Origin of the sequence: Vibrio frigidus, from assembly GCF_042465995.1 — a bacterium.
Taxonomy (GTDB): domain Bacteria; phylum Pseudomonadota; class Gammaproteobacteria; order Enterobacterales; family Vibrionaceae; genus Vibrio.
Genome location: NZ_JBCDMC010000016.1, coordinates 1 through 20,219 on the forward strand (window position 1 = coordinate 1; position 20,219 = coordinate 20,219).

Consider the following 20,219-nt stretch of genomic DNA (forward strand, 5'->3'; position numbering starts at 1 on the left):
CGATTTAAAGTGAAGAGTCAAATACTTTTTCATTTTAATTTCGAAGGCTTTTTCAAGCTGCTCGTCTTACTGATTTATCCGCAAAGCCTTGTGGGCTCTACCGTGTCAGTGAGGCGCATTATAGAGACATGAATCACATTGGCAACCCCTTTTTGCACTTTTTTCGAATTTAATTTCTATTCGAACAAAATTGACTCAATAAGGGGTAAAAAGACGAGTTTTGTTTACATTTCTTTAATAGATTGGGCGTATTTCGTAACTTTATCCCAGTTAGTGTATTCAATCTCTTTACTAGAATCCGTTTCTCCCCCCGTCATTTTCATAATGAGTTGAATCATGACTCTATCGATGAACTTATACTTGGGATAACGAAGGGCGCCCGCAAATACACCTTGTAGTTTTGGTGTCCAAGGTGATTTTTTTAGGAAGGTACGCATGTAAGCGCTCCCTTCTGGTGTATCTTTACCTTGGTCTTCCTTACGAGCGGTTAGGTTTACGCAAAAGAAGGCGACTTTATAATGGTTCAACGCTTTTAAGTTACGCCCTATAAAACGGTAAAGGTTTTTACTCAGATGCCCATAGCGAATAGATGCGCCAATAACGACCTTATTGTAAGCGGCAAAGTCGACGTCTGCTTTATCGTCGAGATTTTGAAACTCACATTCAAACTCTGGTAGCTCATTTTGAATATGTTGGCAGATCTTGACAGTCTGACCATCGGTTGTCGCATATAAAAAAAGGATTTTTTCCACTGACTTTCCCTTAACTACGCCAAAAGGTAGGCGTGAATAAAATTAATAGAGTAAATATTTCCAGTCGACCAAATAACATGGACACGACTAATACCCATTTGGCTTTGTCATTGACATCACCATAGTGTAACGCAACGTCTCCTAGTCCAGGACCAAGGTTATTCAATGTTGATGCAACGGCAGAAAAAGCGCTGAGTTCATCAATACCCGTTGCGATCAAGGCCAACATGCAGATAACAAATACCAATGCATATGCAGAGAAAAAGCCCCATACCGCATCAACCACTCGCTGTGGCAATGCACTGTCCCCAAGCTTTATCGTAAACACAGCTCTAGGGTGGATCAGTCGCTTAATTTCACGGGAGCCTTGCAAGGTAAGTAATAAGATGCGAATTACCTTCATTCCTCCACCTGTAGATCCTGCACACCCTCCTATAAAAGAAGAGAATAACAGCAGCACGGGTAAGAATAGAGGCCACTCAGAAAAGCCCGTCGTGGTAAACCCGGCGGTAGTCGAGATAGATACCGTCTGAAACAATGCTTGGTCAAAGGCATCATATATAGAGATATAAGATTGGTGCATCAGCAATAGAAGAAAACAAATCAGAAACAGTATTGCTTGGATCGTGAAGAACGCTCTAAATTCTGGATCTTTAATATAATACTTAGGATGCACCCCACCTGAAGAGAAAGCAGCAAAATGCAAAGAGAAGTTACAACCTGAAATAAGCAGGAATACCACCGTAATCATATTGATAGCATGACTGTCGAAATACCCCATACTAGCGTCATGGGTTGAGAACCCACCAATAGCAATCGTTGAGAAGCTGTGGCAAATAGCATCAAATGCACTCATACCTGCAAGCCAGAATGCACCTGCACAGGCTAAGGTTAAGCTCAGGTAAATATACCAAAGCGCTTTAGCTGTTTCTGCGATTCTCGGAGTCATCTTACTGTCTTTAACTGGCCCAGGTATTTCTGCTCTATAAAGCTGCATTCCACCAATACCTAGAACAGGAAGTATCGCTACCGCTAGCACGATTATTCCCATCCCACCAAACCACTGTAAAAACTGGCGATAGAATAGGATTGCTTTGGGTAGATCATCTAAACCAACGATAACCGTCGCGCCCGTAGTAGTTAAAGCAGAGAAAGATTCAAAAAAGGCATCGGTAACGGTGATTGCTGGATCTTCAGATATGAGAAAAGGTAACGCGCCAGCACTTCCTATAACGGTCCAAAAAAGGACAACGATAAGAAAGCCGTCGCGAGCTTTTAGGTCTTTTTTGTGTCTACGATTGGGGAACCAACATGCCGTTCCACAAAACAACAAAACAAAAAAGGTACTGACAAATGGAACACCCGCACCATCCCGATAGACCAAAGCAACAAATGCTGGCGCTAACATAGATATACTGAATAAGGCCAGTAACAAGCCGACTATGCGGATAATTGAACGAAATTGCATATTTGCATTATGAAGCTGAGCTTCTAACTTCCTAGTTATCTTTTCATTGGGGTGGCGGTATCTTGAGAAACAATAATCCTCGCACCACTTTTATTGATGACACTTAGCGTAAAGTCCGAAACCTGTCGCTTTTCTATTTCTAATGTCATCTCAATCTGTTCAAAAAACTCTGTATTCAAAGCCGACGCTTCATATTGCGCCATTATATTTTTTAATAGGGGCATAAACGAGTAGTCTAACCTTAGTTGCAACTGAGTGTTGATTTTTTTCTCTAGAGTTTGAAGTCGTTTAAGTGCTTGCTGTACGCCACCACCATATGCCTTAACCAATCCCCCGGTTCCTAACTTTATTCCTCCAGAGTATCGAGTAACGACTGCAACCATCTCGCCCACACCTGAGCCACTAAGCTGAGCTAAGATTGGCTTACCTGCTGTGCCTGACGGCTCACCATCGTCACTAAAGCCCCACATCATTGAATCATCAGCTCTGCCAGCCACAAACGCCCAACAATGATGTCGAGCACCAGAGTGTTTTCCTTTTACCTCTTCAATAAAGCTCTTGGCCGCTTCTATTGTAGGTGCATGAGCAAGTTGAGTAATAAAAAAGCTTTTTTTAATCTCTTCTTCAAACTCAACGGACTCGGCTGGAATTCGATACGGTTGGTCGTTCATCTTTAACTTATCTAACGTACTAATTTAACTAGTCTATCACGATAAAAACCCACCTATACCAAAAAACCAACATCACAAATGTTAAACGCTTGTTTGAATTTTGTTGATATTTTGATTTCAGTGGTTCAAAATCAATCATCTGGTCAAACCAGAATTTTGTCAAACAGAGCAAGAATAAATAAGAAATGGACTCTCGATAGCAAATACGCATTGCTTTTTTACGGAGAAAGATAATGATTTACCAAGCCACTACCCTACAGGTAAGAGAATTGAACGACGGCATTGCCGAGTTGAGCTTTTGTGCACCCGCCTCAGTGAACAAACTTGATTTAGGAACGCTAGAATCACTCGATCAAGCTCTTGATGCCCTTAAAAATCACTCAAGCTTAACTGGTCTCATTCTAAGTTCAGATAAAGATACTTTTATTGTGGGCGCCGATATAACGGAGTTTTTAGGTTTGTTCGCTAAACCAGAAGAAGAGCTCGATCAATGGGTGCAGTATGCAAATAGTATTTTCAACAAACTAGAAGATCTACCCGTCCCCACCCTTTCAATGATAAAGGGTTACGCTCTAGGTGGTGGATGCGAGTGCGTATTGGCTACAGATTTTCGTATTGGTGACAAAACCACAAGCATAGGTTTACCAGAAACACAGCTAGGCATTATGCCTGGGTTTGGTGGGTCTGTTCGCATGCCTCGTTTGGTTGGTGCTGATACAGCGATGGAACTCATTACCACAGGCAAGCCAAAACGCGCTGATGACGCGCTTAAAATAGGTTTGCTTGATGCGGTTGTTGATACAGACGCGCTACTCGAGTCGGCAATTAACACAATTACTCAGGCAAAAAATGAACAACTCGATTGGCAGGCTCGCCGTAAACAAAAAACCTCCGCGTTAACACTAAGTAAGCTAGAAGCCATGATGAGTTTTACAATGGCAAAAGGCTTAGTCATACAAAAAGCGGGACCACATTACCCTGCACCAATAACCTCGGTGGTAGCAATAGAAGAAGCCGCTACCTGTAGCCGAAATGCCGCATTAGATATCGAGCGTAAACACTTTATCAAACTGGCAAAATCGGAAGAAGCTAAATCCCTTGTTGGATTATTTTTAAATGATCAACACATAAAAGGGATTGCCAAAAAGGCCGCAAAATCTGCAAATAAAAAGACAGAAAGAGCAGCGGTACTTGGCGCTGGTATTATGGGCGGTGGTATCGCTTACCAATCCGCGCTCAAGGGCGTACCCGTGATGATGAAAGATATCGCTCAGGCCTCACTTGATTTAGGTATGAAAGAAGCCTCAAAGTTACTAAACAAACAGCTATCAAGAGGTCGTATCGACGGTTTCAAGATGACCGGTATTCTTTCTTCTATTACACCGAGTCTTCATTACGCAGGCATTGAACAATCCGACATTATTGTTGAAGCCGTTGTTGAAAACCCTAAAATTAAAGCCTTCGTATTGAGCGAAGTCGAAGCATACGCATCAGAAGATAGCGTCATCGCCTCCAATACTTCTACGATACCAATCAACCTACTTGCCAAATCACTTAAACGCCCAGAAAACTTCTGTGGGATGCATTTCTTTAACCCCGTTCACCGTATGCCATTGGTAGAGATTATTCGCGGTGAAAAAACATCCGAAGAGACGATTAATCGTGTTGTGGCTTATGCAGCAAAAATGGGCAAATCCCCTATTGTTGTTAATGATTGTCCGGGTTTCTTTGTCAACCGCGTACTTTTCCCATATTTCGGTGGGTTTAGTGCACTCCTAAAAGATGGGGCAGACTTCACTAAAGTAGACAAAGTGATGGAAAAGAAATTTGGCTGGCCAATGGGACCCGCTTATTTGCTTGATGTCGTGGGAATTGATACTGCTCATCATGCACAAGAAGTTATGGCTCAGGGCTTTCCAGAAAGAATGTCAAAACAAGGTAAAGACTCTATAGGGGCACTCTTTGAAGCCAACAAATTTGGCCAAAAGAATGGTCATGGTTTCTACGCATACTCTGTCGATAAAAAAGGTAGACCTAAAAAATCATTATCTGAAGATGTTTTGCCACTTCTTGAATCTGTTTGTGCGAATAAACAAGCCTTTGATGATGACACAATTATCCAAAGAATGATGATTCCTATGATTAACGAAGTCGTGCTTTGCTTAGAAGAAGGCATTATTGCGTCACCACAAGAAGCCGATATGGCCTTGATATATGGTTTAGGTTTCCCTCCATTTAGAGGTGGTGTATTCCGCTATATAGACAGTATTGGAGCAAAACACTATGTTGAAATGGCGGCGCAATACAAAGCATTGGGCCCACTCTATGAAGTCCCTCAAATGCTATTAGATATGGCAGAAAACGATGGCGTATTCTACCAAGCTCAACAAACTGGCTCACTTTAATCACTTTTGGAAAAGGAATCTCACAATGAATAATGTTGTTATTGTTGATTGTCTTCGTACACCGATGGGTCGTTCCAAAGGTGGTGCATTTCGCAACGTTAGAGCAGAAGATCTCTCGGCGCATTTAATGAAAGGTATTTTGGCTCGAAACCCTAAGGTCGATCCAAATCAAATAGAAGATATTTATTGGGGTTGCGTACAGCAAACATTAGAGCAAGGATTTAATATTGCTCGTAATGCCGCACTATTAGCGGGTTTACCTAAACAGATTGGTGCAGTTACGGTAAACCGATTATGTGGTTCATCTATGCAAGCACTCCATGACGCTTCCCGCGCCATTATGGTAGGTGATGCTGAAATCTGCTTAATCGGTGGTGTTGAACATATGGGCCATGTACCAATGAATCATGGTGTCGATTTTCACCCAGGGTTATCTAAAAATGTAGCAAAAGCGGCAGGCATGATGGGTTTAACGGCGGAAATGCTAAGTAAATTACATGGTGTCAGCCGTCAACAACAAGATGAATTTGCGGCACGTTCACATGCTAGAGCACAGGCCGCGACGGTTGAAGGCCGATTTAGAAATGAGATTTTACCGACGGAAGGCCATGCTGCAGATGGATCTCTGATTCAACTAGACTTTGATGAGGTCATTCGCCCAGAGACAACCGTTGAAGGGTTATCTAAACTTCGCCCCGTCTTTGACCCTGTCAACGGAACCGTAACCGCGGGGACTTCTTCTGCTTTATCTGACGGCGCCTCCGCGATGCTAGTTATGAGTGAAGACAAAGCCAAAGAACTCGGCATTCCTATCCGCGCACGTATTCGTTCGATGGCAGTATCGGGGTGTGATCCATCCATTATGGGATATGGTCCCGTTCCTGCGACACAAAAAGCACTGAAGCGCGCGGGACTTTCCGTGCAAGACCTTGGTGTAATAGAACTAAATGAAGCCTTCGCCGCTCAATCACTTCCTTGTGTTAAAGACCTTGGGTTGGCTGATGTCGTCGATGACAAAATCAATCTAAATGGTGGCGCAATCGCATTAGGCCATCCACTAGGTTGCTCTGGTTCGCGTATATCAACTACGCTGATCAATCTGATGGAAACACAAGATGCTCAGTTTGGTTTGGCGACCATGTGTATAGGTCTAGGCCAAGGTATTGCAACCGTCTTTGAAAGGGTCTAGTTTGCAAACAACGTATATCAGTCTGGAAAAGTAACCCGCTACCCGTATAGATGTAACGGAGCAGACAGCAATGTGCATTCATGCCCATTGCTGATCAAATACTTACACAACGTAATATAGGTATTGAACATATAAAAAAGAGCGATTAATCATCGCTCTTTTTTTTACGTATAACGATATAAAGTCATCCTTCCGCTTAACTATGCATAGATTGCATATCGAGAATGATAATGTTTCATTTTTGTCATAGAGTGGATAGTTCTACAATTCATGTCATAATTTCATAGTCGAATTAGATTACATCCTGCCACCCCTTATCCTTATGGAGACAACCATGTTTAACGCTTTAGTTCTAAAACAAGAAGACAAACGCACACTTGCTGCTGTTGAGCAGATCGATGAAACACAACTTCCTGAAGGGGAGGTTTTAATTGCGGTTGATTACTCATCTTTAAACTATAAAGATGGGCTAGCGATTACAGGCAAAGGCAGAATCATTCGTAACTTCCCTATGGTTCCCGGTATAGACCTTGCGGGCAAGGTTATCAGCTCTGATGATTCTCGCTATCAAGAAGGCGATGAGGTTGTTCTTACGGGTTGGGGGGTTGGAGAAAATCATTGGGGTGGTATGGCAGAAAAAGCCAGCTTAAAAGCGGATTGGCTTGTTCCTTTACCTAAAGGCCTCAATAGTAAAAAAGCGATGATGGTCGGTACAGCAGGTTTCACCGCCATGTTATGTGTTCAGGCACTGATTGATGCAGATGTAAAACCAGAAGATGGAGAAATACTGGTTACAGGTGCAAGCGGTGGTGTCGGTTCTGTCTCCGTCACATTACTCGCTCAACTTGGCTATAAAGTCGCGGCGGTTACTGGACGTGTTGAAGAAAACGGACCATTACTAGAGAAATTAGGCGCTAACCGAATAATCGATCGCGTTGAATTTGAAGAACCAGCCCGCCCATTAGAAAAGCAAATTTGGGCTGGCGCCGTTGATACCGTAGGAAGCAAGGTGCTTGCCAAGGTATTGGCGCAAATGGATTACAATAGTGCGGTTGCTGCTTGTGGATTGGCGGGTGGCTTTGATCTGCCAACGACAGTAATGCCATTTATCCTGCGTAACGTTCGTCTACAAGGTATTGACTCTGTATCTTGCCCTCTAGAGAAGCGTATTGCGGCTTGGGATAAACTGACCAAGCTTCTACCCGAAAGCTACTTTGAACAAGCTTGTACTGAAATCTCACTTGAAGAAGCACCAAAATATGCAGAAGACATTACCAATGGTCAAGTAACTGGTCGTGTCGTGATCAAGCTATAAGCCTATAGTACTGGTCAAATTTGTGTTTACTGTGGACGTAGCACCTTGTTATGTTCACAGTAAATAACTACCCCTCTAATCCCAAATCTCCTACCCGTTTAGCAATTAATTTTCCGCACTCTTCTTTTAGAAGGTTCCTTAACCACTCCTGAGCTGGTGAATGCTCACATCTAGGGTGCCAGATCATCGAATATTCAAATGGTATAAATTCAAATGGTAGTGGCTTAATAACCAAGTTGTACCTTTCCGCAACCAGATAAGCTAGGTCAGCTGGGACCGTTATAATGAGCGGGATGGTGTCGATTACTGCCAGAGCCGCCTCTAAATGGTATGCACGGATTACGGTTTTTCTCGCTGGTTGATCTTTTAGAGCCTGATCTATTAGTGCTTTCACACCATCACTTATTGCTATCGTAGCGTGAGGATAACGAAGGTAATCATCAAGAGTCAGTTCAGAGTCAGCTAGAGGATGTGAATTCGATACCATACAAAACACGCCTACCCTTCCGAGTATCTCACTATGCAATGAATCGATTGAGCTTGTGGGTCGACAAATCGCAAGATCTGCCCCTTGAGTGGTCAGTTGGTACATTAACTGATCGTGCTGAAGAGGTAAGAGGTCGAGTGATACATTGGGGGCTTCACGGTACAAACGTGGTAATGCGAATGGCAATATTGTCTGCATCGCATAATCAGTTGTCGCGATAGTGAAAGACTGCGTACAACTTTTAGGGTCAAATTCTTTCTCTGACAGAAGAGAACGCAGGGATTCGAGCGGCTCTCCCAACGCGCTATCAATTTCTAACGCTTTTTCAGTGGGTAGTAACTGCTGCCCCTGACGAGTGAATAATGGATCATTTAAGAGATTTCTCAAACGACCTAATACGCGGCTCATCGCAGACTGACTCAAATTTAGTCTCAATGCCGCTTTGCTTACGCTTCTTTCTTCAATAAGGACACGAAGCGCCACCAGCAAATTCAAATCGCGTCGATAAATATCTTCCAGTTCCAAAGTACACTACTCTTATCAATAGGTTCTGCTTTATATACTACACTGGTTCAATCATTTTTCTTTAGGCAAAAAAATCCCGCCTTTCAGCGGGGAAGCCCAAGAAAAATTGGAATAGTGCTAGAACATACTGGAATGATGTTGCGCACTTGTTAATTAAATGTAGCGACTTTTTTTACATTTGCCAAGCTTTTATTGAATATTTTTTTTCCGGCAGTATTATCAGCATTAAGAATTAAACAGAGAATGAAGTAATGACACTCGATACAGCTGTAGCACACAAAACTCTAGAAGCTGAAGGATTAAGATGTCCAGAACCAGTCATGATGGTCAGGAAGACAATGAGAAACATGCAAGACGGCGAAGTTTTGTTTATTAGAGCAGATGACCCTTCAACAACAAGAGATATTCCTAGCTTTTGTCGTTTTATGGATCATCAACTTTTGGCAGCACAAACAGAAACCGCCCCCTATGAGTATTTAATAAAGAAAGGACTCAAGTAGCATTAGCCGTCAAATACCCACACTCTATATTTATTATTCACGTTGAAAAATAGCCTTTTTAACGTGAAAACAATAATAAATATCAATAAATACAAAAAATCTTCCCTTCGTTCGATAAATAAACAATATTTGGTCTACTCCCATAGACAATATATCGCTATACTTTGACGTTATTTTCCACTGTACCCTAAATAGTAGAAGTCGCCGTAAAGCAACAAACGAATGACCCCTGATAAGCTTAGATACACTAAGTGAATGAGAGCGGTTAACGTAGCAGCAGCTTCAGATATGACCGGTATAAACAGACAGAAGAATCGCGCGAACCTGACTATGCAAAAATACGATATCAAAACCTTTCAAGGTATGATCCTCGCGCTGCAGGATTATTGGGCAACACAAGGTTGTACTATTGTTCAACCCCTAGACATGGAAGTGGGTGCAGGTACTTCTCACCCTATGACGTGCTTAAGAGCGCTTGGCCCAGAGCCAATTGCTACCGCTTACGTTCAACCATCACGCCGCCCTACAGATGGCCGCTATGGTGAAAACCCGAACCGCCTACAGCACTATTATCAATTCCAAGTTATCATCAAACCTTCTCCCGATAATATTCAAGAGCTTTATCTTGGCTCTCTTGAAGTACTAGGGGTAGACCCACTAGTTCACGATATTCGTTTTGTTGAAGATAACTGGGAAAACCCAACACTAGGTGCATGGGGCTTAGGCTGGGAAGTTTGGTTAAATGGTATGGAAGTCACTCAATTTACTTACTTCCAGCAAGTAGGTGGCCTTGAGTGCAAACCTGTCACTGGCGAAATAACTTACGGCATCGAACGTCTTGCTATGTATATCCAAGATGTCGATTCTGTCTATGACTTAGTATGGTCTGACGGCCCACTAGGAAAAACCACTTACGGTGATATCTTTCACCAAAACGAAGTTGAACAGTCGACGTATAACTTTGAACACGCTGATGTTAATTTCTTATTCACTTTCTTTGATCAATGCGAAAAAGAGTGTAAAGAACTTTTAGCATTAGAAAAGCCTCTATCTCTTCCTGCTTATGAGCGTATTTTAAAAGCTGGACACGCTTTTAACTTGCTTGATGCTCGTAAAGCTATTTCTGTGACTGAACGTCAACGCTATATCCTTCGTATTCGCGACTTAACTAAGGCAGTAGCAGAAGCGTATTACGCATCCCGTGAAGCGTTGGGTTTCCCAATGTGTAAGAACAAGGATGAGGAGAAATAGTCATGGCTAAGAATTTTCTAATTGAATTAGGTACTGAAGAGCTACCTCCGACGCAACTACGCACACTCGCCGAAGCGTTTGCTAGCAACTTTGAATCTGAACTTAAAAGTGCGTCACTGACTCACCAAGGTGTGAAGTGGTACGCCTCTCCTCGTAGACTGGCACTTAAAGTCAGTGATCTCGCGGAAGGGCAAGCGGATAAAGTGGTAGAAAAACGTGGCCCCGCTATTTCTGTCGCTTTTGATGCTGATGGAAACCCAACCAAAGCAGCTCAAGGTTGGGCCCGTGGTAACGGTATTACTGCAGAACAAGCCGATCGACTAAAAACAGATAAAGGCGAATGGCTTCTATTTAAACAAGAAGTCAAAGGTAAGCCAGTACAAGAATTAGTTGTCGGGTTAGCCGCTAAAGCGTTAGCCAATCTACCAATTGCTAAACCAATGCGTTGGGGTAACAAAGAAACACAGTTTATTCGTCCAGTTAAGACTCTAACCATCTTACTTGGTGACGAGCTTATCCAAGGTGACATTCTTGGTGTCGCATCTGGTCGTACTATTCGCGGACACCGCTTCATGGGTGAAGCTGAATTTACGATAGACAATGCCGATCAATACCCGGTCATTCTCGAAGAGCGTGGTAAAGTAATGGTCGATTACGAAGCCCGTAAAACGATCATTCTTGCCGACGCTAAAAAAGCAGCCCAAGCTGTTGGCGGTATTGCCGACTTAGACGATGACCTAGTAGAAGAAGTTACCTCGCTTGTTGAATGGCCCGTTGTTCTAACCGCATCTTTTGAACAGGAATTCCTTAACGTTCCTTCAGAAGCCCTTGTTTACACGATGAAAGGCGACCAGAAGTATTTTCCGGTCTACGACGAGAACAAAAATCTCCTTCCTAAGTTTATCTTTGTATCAAACATCGAGTCTAAAGACCCTCGTCAAGTCATCGAGGGTAATGAAAAAGTGGTTCGCCCACGCCTTGCTGATGCTGAGTTTTTCTTTAATACCGACCGCAAACGTCCTCTAATCGATCGCCTACCTGAACTGGAAACCGCTATATTCCAGAAACAACTTGGTACGATTAAAGATAAGACCGATCGCATTGTGTTATTGGCTGGTCATATCGCTAAGCAAATTGGTGCGGATGTTGAAAAATCAACTCGCGCAGCTCTTCTTGCCAAATGTGACCTGATGACCTCTATGGTATTTGAGTTTACTGATACTCAGGGTGTTATGGGTATGCACTATGCTCGCCATGATGGTGAAGACGAAGAAGTCGCAATAGCACTAAACGAACAGTATATGCCGCGCTTTGCTGGCGATGATTTACCAAGTTCTGGTATCTCCTCTGCCGTTTCTATGGCAGATAAGCTCGATACTATCGTCGGTATTTTCGGTATTGGTAAAGCACCAAAAGGCAGTGACCCGTTCGCTCTACGTCGTGCATCTCTCGGGGTGCTGCGTATCATTGTTGAAAATGGCTACAACTTAGATTTAGTTGAGTTAATCGCAGAATCAAAGACTTCATTTGGCGATAAACTGACGAACAAGAATGTGGAACATGATGTCATTGAGTTTATGCTTGGTCGCTTCCGTGCTTGGTACCAAGACGAAGGCTTTAGCGTTGATATCATTCAAGCGGTACTCGCTCGTCGACCAACAAAACCAACCGATTTTGATCAACGCGTTAAAGCGGTTTCTCACTTCCGTGAATTAGATGCCGCAGAATCTTTGGCAGCAGCCAACAAACGTGTAGGCAATATTTTAGCTAAATTTGATGGAGAGCTATCCGAAGAGATCGACCTTGCTCTACTTAAAGAAGATGCTGAGATAGCACTCGCTGAAAATGTAGAAGTGATGGCTGAAGCGCTTGAACCCGCTTATGCAACTGGTGATTATCAAGGCGCATTAAGCAAACTGGCTGATCTACGTGAACCTGTTGATACCTTCTTCGACTCCGTCATGGTAATGGCAGAAGATGAAGCCCTTAAGAAGAACCGTTTGACGTTGCTCAACAAGCTGCGCAACCTCTTCCTGCAAATCGCCGACATTTCGCTTTTGCAAAAATAACGGGGTAGACCCTTGAACCTAAAGCCCCGTTCAAAGAACGGGGCTTTTTTTTAACTACAACAAATAAAAACTAAAACCGTCAGGAAATCCTAGTATGCAATTTTCTAAGTTTGGTGAAAAATTTAATCGACATTCCGGAATAACCCAACTAATGGGGGATCTAAACGAAGGCCTCCGCACCCCTGGTGCTATTATGCTCGGTGGTGGCAACCCTGCCGCGATCCCTGCAATGCTCGATTACTTCCACCAAGCCAGTAGCGATATGCTCGCCAATGGCAAACTCGTTGAAGCCATGGCAAACTACGATGGACCTCAAGGTAAAGACGCCTTTGTAAAAGCATTAGCAAAACTATTGAGTGATACCTACGGCTGGCCAATTACTGAAAAAAACATCAGCTTAACTAACGGCAGTCAAAGCGCATTTTTTTACCTATTCAATCTTTTAGCAGGCACACATGCTGACGGAACAGAAAAGAAAATACTGCTTCCACTCGCGCCAGAATATATTGGGTATGGTGACTCAGGGCTTAGCGATGATATTTTTGTTTCCTATCGTCCAGAAATAACAGAACTCGATAACGGGTTGTTCAAGTACCATATTGATTTCGAAAAATTAAAAGTAGATGACTCTATTGCCGCGATATGCGCCTCTCGCCCAACCAATCCAACGGGTAATGTGCTCACCGATACAGAGATTGAAAAACTGGACGAACTTGCGCGCAAAAACAATATTCCACTCATCATAGATAATGCCTATGGAACCCCGTTTCCTAACATCATCTTCGAAGAAGTGAAACCGTTCTGGAATCAGAATACAATTCTATGTATGAGTTTATCTAAACTCGGCTTACCGGGTGTTCGATGTGGCATAGTGATCGCGAATGAAGAAGTGACTCAAGCGATTGCCAATATAAACGGTATTATAAGCTTAGCGCCTAGTGGAATAGGGCCAGCCATTGGCACCCATATGATAGAATCTGGTGATTTATTACAACTTAGCCAGATGATCATTAAACCGTTCTATCAACAAAAAGCAAAACATGCTGTAGAGCTGCTCAAAGCATCCATCAAAGACCCTAGATTCAAAATACATAAACCCGAAGGTGCTATATTTTTGTGGCTTTGGTTTGATGAACTGCCGATCACGTCAAAAGAGCTTTATGCACGACTTAAAGCTCGTGGTGTGTTAATTATTCCAGGCGAATACTTCTTCTTTGGACAAGATTGCACCGACTGGGCGCATACTCGCCAATGCATACGCATGAACTATGTGCAAGATGAACAAAGTATGCGGGATGGTATTAAAATCATTGCTGAAGAAGTATCAAAGGCATATCAAGAGTAGTGGATCAATACTCATACCTTATGAATTCAAAAGTGGTACTCAGATACCACTTTTTTTGTATCTTCACTTTCATTTAACCCACCTAGTTGAACATTGTTCACATAATAAACAATAAATCTAAAACTGTGATCAAGGTAATAGACTTACCCCTCATGTTACCGATAACATTCCAATGTTCCCGGTAACATTCAGACAAATAGTGCCGAAACACTTAATTTCATGAAAGGACTTACCCTATGAAACACACAATAAAAAACCTGACTACTGCTATTGCTGTTGCACTAATATCAACATCAGCACTTGCAGCAGATTTTACTTTTAAATTCCAATCCAGTGATCCATCTGGCGACAAAAATTTCCAAGTACAGAAAGAATGGACTGAGCGCGTTTCGAAAATGTCTGGAGGTCGAATAGAAATTGACCTGTTACCTGTAGGTGCAGTCGTTAAGCACACGGAAACGCTAGATTCTATAAAAATGGGCGTTTTAGACGGTCATATTACGGCAACTGGTTATTTCTCTGGTAAGGACCCGGCATTTGGGCTTATCGGCAATATGGTTGGAGCTTGGTCTGATACTCGTCAACTTCTCGAGTACATCAACTATGGTGGTGGTTATCAGTTGATGACGGAGCTTTATGCACCATATGGTGTTAAATACATCGGGGGGTCAACAACAGGTGTAGAGTCATTTGTTTCTAAAAAACCAATCGATAGTGTCGCAGACCTCAAAGGTCTAAAGCTTCGCGCACCTGAAGGGTTAGTACAGAAAGTATTCGCAGCTGCAGGCGCTTCACCAGTAAACCTTCCAGGTTCAGAGGTATTCACTGGATTAAGTAAAGGTGTTATTGATGCCGCTGACTACACGGTATTTTCAACCAACCAGAAAGCAGGAATGAACGATATTGCACCACATCCAGTTCAACCCGGCTTTCACTCTCTTCCAACCATTGATATATCGATGAGCCAGAAGAAATGGGACAAGCTACCCATGGATCTACAAGCCATCATGACGGTATCTGTTCGAGACTTTGCTCAAGATATAACGACTCAACTTCGAATTGCCGATCAAAAAGCCGTAAAAGAAGCACGAGCTAATCCTGATATTACTATTCATGATTGGCCAGCCGCTGAACGCAAAAAATTCCGTCAGATTGCAATGGGTGAATGGAAAACATACGCAGAAGGCTCTCCAAACGCGAAGAAAGTATACAACTCTATTACTTCTTACCTAGAAGAAGCAGGGCTTCTATAAGTAGCTCATATATAGGGAGGATAATCCTCCCTACTTTTCTTGGATTAATCGTTATGAAAGACTCAAAATCTCAGCTCTCTTCACCTGAAGAAATGCCCAAAAACAGACTCGATAAATTTATTGCACAGACAAGTGAATTGCTAAGCTTATTTTTTGTATTTACCGTTGTTATCTCTTTTTATGAAGTCCTTAGCCGCTACCTTTTTAACTCACCCACGATATGGGTACATGAAACAGCGTCCTTTTTAGGTGGTGCTCTGTTCGCTATTGGCGGTATCTATGCACTCGCGACAGATAAACACGTCAGAGTTGTTTTGATATACGACTTGGTATCTCAAAGAACCCGTCATTACTTAAATATTTTCCATCATATCGCTGGCCTGATTTTTTCTGGTTTACTTAGTTATGCTGCTTTTCAAATGGTCGAAAGCGCTTGGTTTACACCATGGGGCGAGTTTCACTTAGAAACATCGGGGACAGCATGGAATCCCCCTTTTCCTGCATTGCTCAAAGGGATCATCTTACTCACCGTCTGCTTAATGTTTGTGCAATTTATTCTGCACCTTATCAATGAAATTCAGGAATTAAGGAAAGCAAAAGATGTTTGATCTATCTTCTATAGGCATTGCTTATGGCAGCCTTTTAATGCTTGCACTAATGATAGGGTTACTATTAACAGGGATGCAACTTGCCTTTGTTACCTGTTTAGTTGCATTAGTATTTACCTTAGGTTGGTTTGGCGTTGATGCCTTACCCTTGATTACCAGCAGAGTGTTTAGTTTTGTGAGCGGTTATGTCTTTTTAGCCGTCCCCATGTTTGTCCTAATGGCCGCTCTTTTGGATCGTTCCGGGATTGCCCAAGACTTATTTGACGCGATGAAGAGTGTTGGCCGTAAAGTTCGTGGTGGTGTTGCGGTACAAACGTTAATTGTTGCCGTTATTCTAGCTTCTATGTCAGGTGTTATCGGTGGAGAAACCGTATTACTCGGTATTCTCGCCTTGCCGCAAATGCTCAGACTCGGCTACGACAGAAAACTAGCAATAGGGACAACCTGTGCTGGTGGCGCGTTAGGCACTATGCTTCCACCGAGTATCGTCCTCATTATTTATGGGTTATCCGCTTCCGTTTCAATTGGTGACTTGTTTAAGGCTTCATTTTTACCCGCCTTCATCTTAGCGATGTTCTATATTGCGTATGTCCTTATACGTTGCAAATTAAACCCTGCGCTAGCTCCACTACCAACAGACGCGGAACTAGCCGAGGACGCAAAAAACAAACCAAGTTACTTTAAAGCGCTTTTCTTTCCATTGCTTTCAGTTGCAACGGTACTAGGTAGTATCTACACCGGTGTTGCCTCTGTTACTGAAGCTTCCGCACTAGGTGTAGTTGGTATTGCTATAAGTGCCGCTATTCGCGGTGAGCTTAACGTATCGATGGTGAAAGATTCAGCCATAGCTACCATGCGCACCTGCGGTATGATTATGTGGATTGGTATCGGTGCATCTGCTCTCGTTGGCGTATACAACCTGATGGGAGGTATCGATTTTGTAGAACAAACTATCCTCACACTTAGTGGTGGTCATGCCATGACCACACTCATCATTATGATGGTCATCCTATTCGTGCTTGGTATGTTCTTGGATTGGGTTGGGGTTGCTCTTCTAACTATGCCTATATTTGTACCCATCATCATCGGGCTAGGTATGGATCCTGTCTGGTTCGGTGTGGTCTTTTGCTTAAACATGCAAGTCGCGTTTCTTTCTCCTCCATTTGGTCCAGCCGCATTCTACTTAAAATCTGTCGCACCAAAAGATATTAGCTTAGGGGAAATTTTTACAGCATTACTTCCGTTTATAGCATTGCAGATAAGCGTTTTATGCCTAGTTATAGCTTTCCCACAACTCGCTCTTTGGTGGCAATAATTTGTCAACAAGTCCAATATTTGAGTAAGCATTATGACAAAAAAATATGTAGTTATGGGTGTTTCTGGCTGTGGTAAATCCTCCATAGGGGAAGCGCTCGCCAATAAACTTGATATCTCGTTTTATGATGGTGATGATTTTCACCCACCCGTAAATGTAGAAAAAATGCAAAATGGCATCCCTTTGACTGACGATGACCGTCGTTCTTGGCTTGAGACTTTAAATAGCATCATAGTTAAAGAACCAAATATGGTTGTTGCTTGCTCAGCTCTGAAGCCAGAGTACAGAGAGACGTTAAGGAAAAACTGTCCAGATTTGCAATTTATTTACTTAAAAGGGGAATTTGACACCATATGGCAAAGGCACCAAAAACGGAAAGGTCATTATTTTAAAGGTGCTTCAATGCTAGAGAGCCAATTCAATACACTCATTGAACCTAGTAAATCTGAAGCCCTATACGTCGATATTTCAAACACACCAGAGAAAATTATTGATCAAATATTACAAAATATTGACCTTTAATTATACTCGTGGAACTTGGGGCAATGGCCCTTTTGGTAATAAAGAATGACTATTAACGCTGTTATTTATGAAGTAACGAAAAACATCAAAAACCGAAGCATAGAAACACGACGTCAGTATCTTAAAATAATAGAAAACCAGGCCGTGAAAGGCAAAGTACGTTCAACGTTAGCTTGTGGAAATCTAGCCCACACCGTTGCTTCTTCTGCCAGTGAAGAAAAACTAGCCATCCTTGATTTTACTAAAGTAAATTTGGCAATAATAACGTCCTACAATGACATGGTCAGTGCCCATACTCCTTATTTAAATTATCCAATGATAATTAAGAAGTCTTTGTCCCCGCTAGGAAATACGGCTCAAGTTTCAGGTGGAGTACCCGCTATGTGCGACGGTATTACTCAAGGAAATGATGGTATGGAGCTGTCGTTGTTTTCCAGAGATCTCATTGCACAATCTACCGCTCTTTCTTTAAGCCACAATACATACGACGGTATGTTATTACTAGGTGTATGTGACAAGATAGCCCCTGGGCAACTTATCGGTGCGCTCGCCTTTGGGCATTTACCGACGGCCTTTGTTCCAACTGGCCCCATGTCTACCGGAATAAGTAATTCTGAAAAGGTAACAACCCGACAAAAATTCGTCGCGGGGGAGTTGGATAAGGCTGATCTACAAAATATGGAATGCAAAGCTTACCACTCATCTGGTACCTGTACTTTCTACGGTACCGCAAATACTAACCAACTAGTAATGGAAGCGATGGGACTTATGCTACCGGGTTCGGCCTTTGTCCCTCCTCATTCTCCACTTAGAGATAAGTTAACAGAAAAAATATCAACCCATATCGCGACCACCAGCACGGCTAATTATGGGAGCAAAGCACTGGCAAAAGTTGTCGATGAAAAATCAGTGGTCAATGGCTTAGTTGCACTACTTGCATCTGGAGGCAGTACGAATCACACCATTCATCTCGTCGCTACTGCTCGGGCTGCTGGTTGGATAGTGACTTGGGACGATATAAATGACCTTTCTCAGGTCGTCCCTCTTCTCGTCAAAATGTACCCCAATGGCCATGCCGATATTAATGCTTTCCATCAAGCTGGTGGTGTTCCTTGTTTAATGAATATTTTAAATCAACGACACCTCATATTTATGGATGCTAATCCTGTCTACGGAACGATGTTGGATTACTTAACCTACCCAGAACTGGATAGTGATAATCAAATTTTCTTTTCCCAAGTTAAAGAGAGTATGGATAAAAACATCATTGCTTCCTGTTCAAATAGCTTTAGTGCACAAGGTGGCCTAAAGGTTCTATCTGGTAATCTAGGGCGAGGAATAATGAAAGTAAGCGCCGTAGACATTGCCGATCAATTAATCACAGCGCCAGCGACCGTGTTCAACTCACAACATGATGTTGTGAGCGCCTACCAACAGGGGTTGTTTAAAGAAGACACTGTCATTGTGGTTCGGAATAATGGTCCAGCCGCTAATGGCATGCCAGAGCTACACAAATTAATGCCCATAATGGGAAACCTGATGAACGCGGGTTTAAAAGTGGCACTACTTACAGACGGGCGCCTTTCAGGTGCATCAGGCAAGGTACCCGCAGTTATTCATATAACACCAGAAGCGATTAAAGGTGGATTGCTTTCTAAGCTTCGCGACGGAGATCTAATAGAAGTTAATGGACAGACTGGACATGTAAACGTACTTAACGACATTGACGACAGACTTTCGTTACCTTTTGACAACGAGCAGGACTTGTTTGGTAGTGGTCGAGAGTTATTCAACTTATTCAGGAAAAACATATCTAGCGCAGAAGAAGGCGCAAGTATCTTTTATTAGGGAACAAAAATGAACTGGTCAATGACACCACAAGAAGTATTTTCGATCTCACCTATCGTGCCAGTGATGGTAATTGAAAGAATTGAGGATGCCGTTCCACTGGCAAAAGCTCTATTTGACGGTGGTATAAAAATATTTGAAGTAACATTAAGAACCCATGTCGCGTTAGAGGCAATTAGAGCAATTACAACCGCACTGCCAGAGGCCTTGGTAGGCGCAGGTACCGTTTTAACTGCTGACCAATATGACGCCGCCGTTAATGCAGGATCTCAGTTTATAATCTCACCAGGATCGGCAACTAAGCTACTTGAACATGCCGTTAAGCAAAACATCCCTTTGATTCCCGGAGTTTCGACACCGACAGAAATTATGAATGCTATGGATTTAGGTTATGACCACTTCAAATTCTTTCCTGCCGAAGCAAATGGTGGAGCAAAAGCATTGAAGGCAATATCTGCACCTCTATCTCAAGTAAGTTTCTGTCCAACAGGAGGAATTAACGCCCATAACCTCAGTGAATACCAAGCACTTACTTGTGTAAAAACCGTCGGAGGTACTTGGATGCTTCCAATGAATGCTATTGATAATGGTCAATGGGATAGAATCACGCAGCTAACTAAAGACGCGCTCAAGGTCGCATCTAACTAATAATAAAAGAGGCTTTTTCTCCTTTATGATTAACTTACCTAGTGGAAT

General features: G+C 42.7%; 17 protein-coding genes. 13 read left to right on the top strand and 4 right to left on the bottom strand.

Translation table 11 applies throughout. The features are described 5' to 3' along the window. Positions 1–224 precede the first annotated feature (224 nt). The 3 genes from hemG to AACW90_RS20635 are packed head-to-tail and all read right to left on the bottom strand — an operon-like array spanning position 225 to position 2,891. On the bottom strand, positions 225–752 hold the full coding sequence (hemG, locus tag AACW90_RS20625; protein WP_390238352.1) for a menaquinone-dependent protoporphyrinogen IX dehydrogenase: 528 nt from the start codon (positions 750–752) through the stop codon (positions 225–227). A gap of 10 nt (positions 753–762) precedes the next feature. After that, a complete protein-coding gene (locus AACW90_RS20630) occupies positions 763–2,220 on the bottom strand; it encodes a TrkH family potassium uptake protein (RefSeq protein WP_195704771.1) in 1,458 nt (485 codons plus the stop codon). A gap of 35 nt (positions 2,221–2,255) precedes the next feature. Beyond that, complete coding sequence (locus AACW90_RS20635) at positions 2,256–2,891, bottom strand: YigZ family protein (RefSeq protein ID WP_390238354.1); 636 nt, start codon at positions 2,889–2,891, stop codon at positions 2,256–2,258. A 233-nt stretch (positions 2,892–3,124) separates the two neighbouring features. On the opposite strand from AACW90_RS20635, the gene fadB reads away from it, so the two are divergent. The 3 genes from fadB to acuI all read left to right on the top strand — a co-directional run bounded on the left by fadB (position 3,125) and on the right by acuI (position 7,800). Continuing rightward, a complete protein-coding gene (gene fadB / locus AACW90_RS20640; RefSeq protein ID WP_390238357.1) occupies positions 3,125–5,296 on the top strand; it encodes a fatty acid oxidation complex subunit alpha FadB in 2,172 nt (723 codons plus the stop codon). A gap of 25 nt (positions 5,297–5,321) precedes the next feature. Further along, positions 5,322–6,485: an acetyl-CoA C-acyltransferase FadA gene (gene fadA, locus AACW90_RS20645; RefSeq protein WP_390238359.1), complete on the top strand. Its 1,164-nt coding sequence runs from the start codon at positions 5,322–5,324 to the stop codon at positions 6,483–6,485. A gap of 334 nt (positions 6,486–6,819) precedes the next feature. Next, entirely contained in the window at positions 6,820–7,800 is a 981-nt protein-coding gene (acuI, locus tag AACW90_RS20650) for an acrylyl-CoA reductase (NADPH) (protein WP_390238361.1), read from the top strand. Between the two features lie 67 nt (positions 7,801–7,867). Here acuI and AACW90_RS20655 read toward each other — a convergent pair whose 3' ends face one another. Next, entirely contained in the window at positions 7,868–8,812 is a 945-nt protein-coding gene (locus tag AACW90_RS20655; RefSeq protein WP_390238364.1) for a LysR family transcriptional regulator, read from the bottom strand. Between the two features lie 251 nt (positions 8,813–9,063). Between AACW90_RS20655 and tusA the strand changes: the two genes are divergently transcribed. The 10 genes from tusA to AACW90_RS20705 all read left to right on the top strand — a co-directional run bounded on the left by tusA (position 9,064) and on the right by AACW90_RS20705 (position 20,171). After that, entirely contained in the window at positions 9,064–9,312 is a 249-nt protein-coding gene (gene tusA, locus AACW90_RS20660; protein WP_390238367.1) for a sulfurtransferase TusA, read from the top strand. Positions 9,313–9,642: 330 nt separating this feature from the next. Continuing rightward, complete coding sequence (glyQ, locus tag AACW90_RS20665; RefSeq protein ID WP_390238490.1) at positions 9,643–10,563, top strand: glycine--tRNA ligase subunit alpha; 921 nt, start codon at positions 9,643–9,645, stop codon at positions 10,561–10,563. A gap of 2 nt (positions 10,564–10,565) precedes the next feature. After that, positions 10,566–12,632, top strand: a complete 2,067-nt coding sequence (glyS, locus tag AACW90_RS20670; protein ID WP_390238370.1) for a glycine--tRNA ligase subunit beta — start codon at positions 10,566–10,568, stop codon at positions 12,630–12,632. A 94-nt stretch (positions 12,633–12,726) separates the two neighbouring features. Then, positions 12,727–13,977 (top strand): valine--pyruvate transaminase, encoded by a 1,251-nt coding sequence (locus AACW90_RS20675; protein WP_390238373.1) that lies wholly within the window; start codon positions 12,727–12,729, stop codon positions 13,975–13,977. 236 nt (positions 13,978–14,213) lie between these two features. Continuing rightward, a complete protein-coding gene (locus AACW90_RS20680) occupies positions 14,214–15,230 on the top strand; it encodes a TRAP transporter substrate-binding protein (protein ID WP_390238376.1) in 1,017 nt (338 codons plus the stop codon). Between the two features lie 53 nt (positions 15,231–15,283). Continuing rightward, positions 15,284–15,838, top strand: coding sequence for a TRAP transporter small permease subunit (locus AACW90_RS20685; protein WP_195704761.1), 555 nt, complete (start codon positions 15,284–15,286; stop codon positions 15,836–15,838). Continuing rightward, entirely contained in the window at positions 15,831–17,153 is a 1,323-nt protein-coding gene (locus tag AACW90_RS20690) for a TRAP transporter large permease (protein WP_390238380.1), read from the top strand. The genes AACW90_RS20685 and AACW90_RS20690 overlap by 8 nt, the downstream gene beginning before the upstream one ends. A 30-nt stretch (positions 17,154–17,183) precedes the next feature. After that, positions 17,184–17,675, top strand: a complete 492-nt coding sequence (locus tag AACW90_RS20695) for a gluconokinase (RefSeq protein WP_390238493.1) — start codon at positions 17,184–17,186, stop codon at positions 17,673–17,675. 45 nt (positions 17,676–17,720) lie between these two features. Further along, positions 17,721–19,523, top strand: a complete 1,803-nt coding sequence (edd, locus tag AACW90_RS20700) for a phosphogluconate dehydratase (protein ID WP_390238382.1) — start codon at positions 17,721–17,723, stop codon at positions 19,521–19,523. A gap of 9 nt (positions 19,524–19,532) precedes the next feature. Then, positions 19,533–20,171, top strand: coding sequence for a bifunctional 4-hydroxy-2-oxoglutarate aldolase/2-dehydro-3-deoxy-phosphogluconate aldolase (locus AACW90_RS20705; protein WP_390238385.1), 639 nt, complete (start codon positions 19,533–19,535; stop codon positions 20,169–20,171). The last annotated feature ends 48 nt before the right edge of the window (positions 20,172–20,219 follow it).

Bases quoted from the DNA above. Each gene is read 5' to 3' on its own strand.
- AACW90_RS20630 (WP_195704771.1), bottom strand. From the start codon at position 2,220: ATGCAATTTCGTTCAATTATCCGCATAGTCGGCTTGTTACTGGCCTTA.
- AACW90_RS20635 (WP_390238354.1), bottom strand. From the start codon at position 2,891: ATGAACGACCAACCGTATCGAATTCCAGCCGAGTCCGTTGAGTTTGAA.
- fadB (WP_390238357.1), top strand. From the start codon at position 3,125: ATGATTTACCAAGCCACTACCCTACAGGTAAGAGAATTGAACGACGGC.
- fadA (WP_390238359.1), top strand. From the start codon at position 5,322: ATGAATAATGTTGTTATTGTTGATTGTCTTCGTACACCGATGGGTCGT.
- acuI (WP_390238361.1), top strand. From the start codon at position 6,820: ATGTTTAACGCTTTAGTTCTAAAACAAGAAGACAAACGCACACTTGCT.
- tusA (WP_390238367.1), top strand. From the start codon at position 9,064: ATGACACTCGATACAGCTGTAGCACACAAAACTCTAGAAGCTGAAGGA.
- glyQ (WP_390238490.1), top strand. From the start codon at position 9,643: ATGCAAAAATACGATATCAAAACCTTTCAAGGTATGATCCTCGCGCTG.
- glyS (WP_390238370.1), top strand. From the start codon at position 10,566: ATGGCTAAGAATTTTCTAATTGAATTAGGTACTGAAGAGCTACCTCCG.
- AACW90_RS20675 (WP_390238373.1), top strand. From the start codon at position 12,727: ATGCAATTTTCTAAGTTTGGTGAAAAATTTAATCGACATTCCGGAATA.
- AACW90_RS20680 (WP_390238376.1), top strand. From the start codon at position 14,214: ATGAAACACACAATAAAAAACCTGACTACTGCTATTGCTGTTGCACTA.
- AACW90_RS20685 (WP_195704761.1), top strand. From the start codon at position 15,284: ATGAAAGACTCAAAATCTCAGCTCTCTTCACCTGAAGAAATGCCCAAA.
- AACW90_RS20690 (WP_390238380.1), top strand. From the start codon at position 15,831: ATGTTTGATCTATCTTCTATAGGCATTGCTTATGGCAGCCTTTTAATG.
- edd (WP_390238382.1), top strand. From the start codon at position 17,721: ATGACTATTAACGCTGTTATTTATGAAGTAACGAAAAACATCAAAAAC.
- AACW90_RS20705 (WP_390238385.1), top strand. From the start codon at position 19,533: ATGAACTGGTCAATGACACCACAAGAAGTATTTTCGATCTCACCTATC.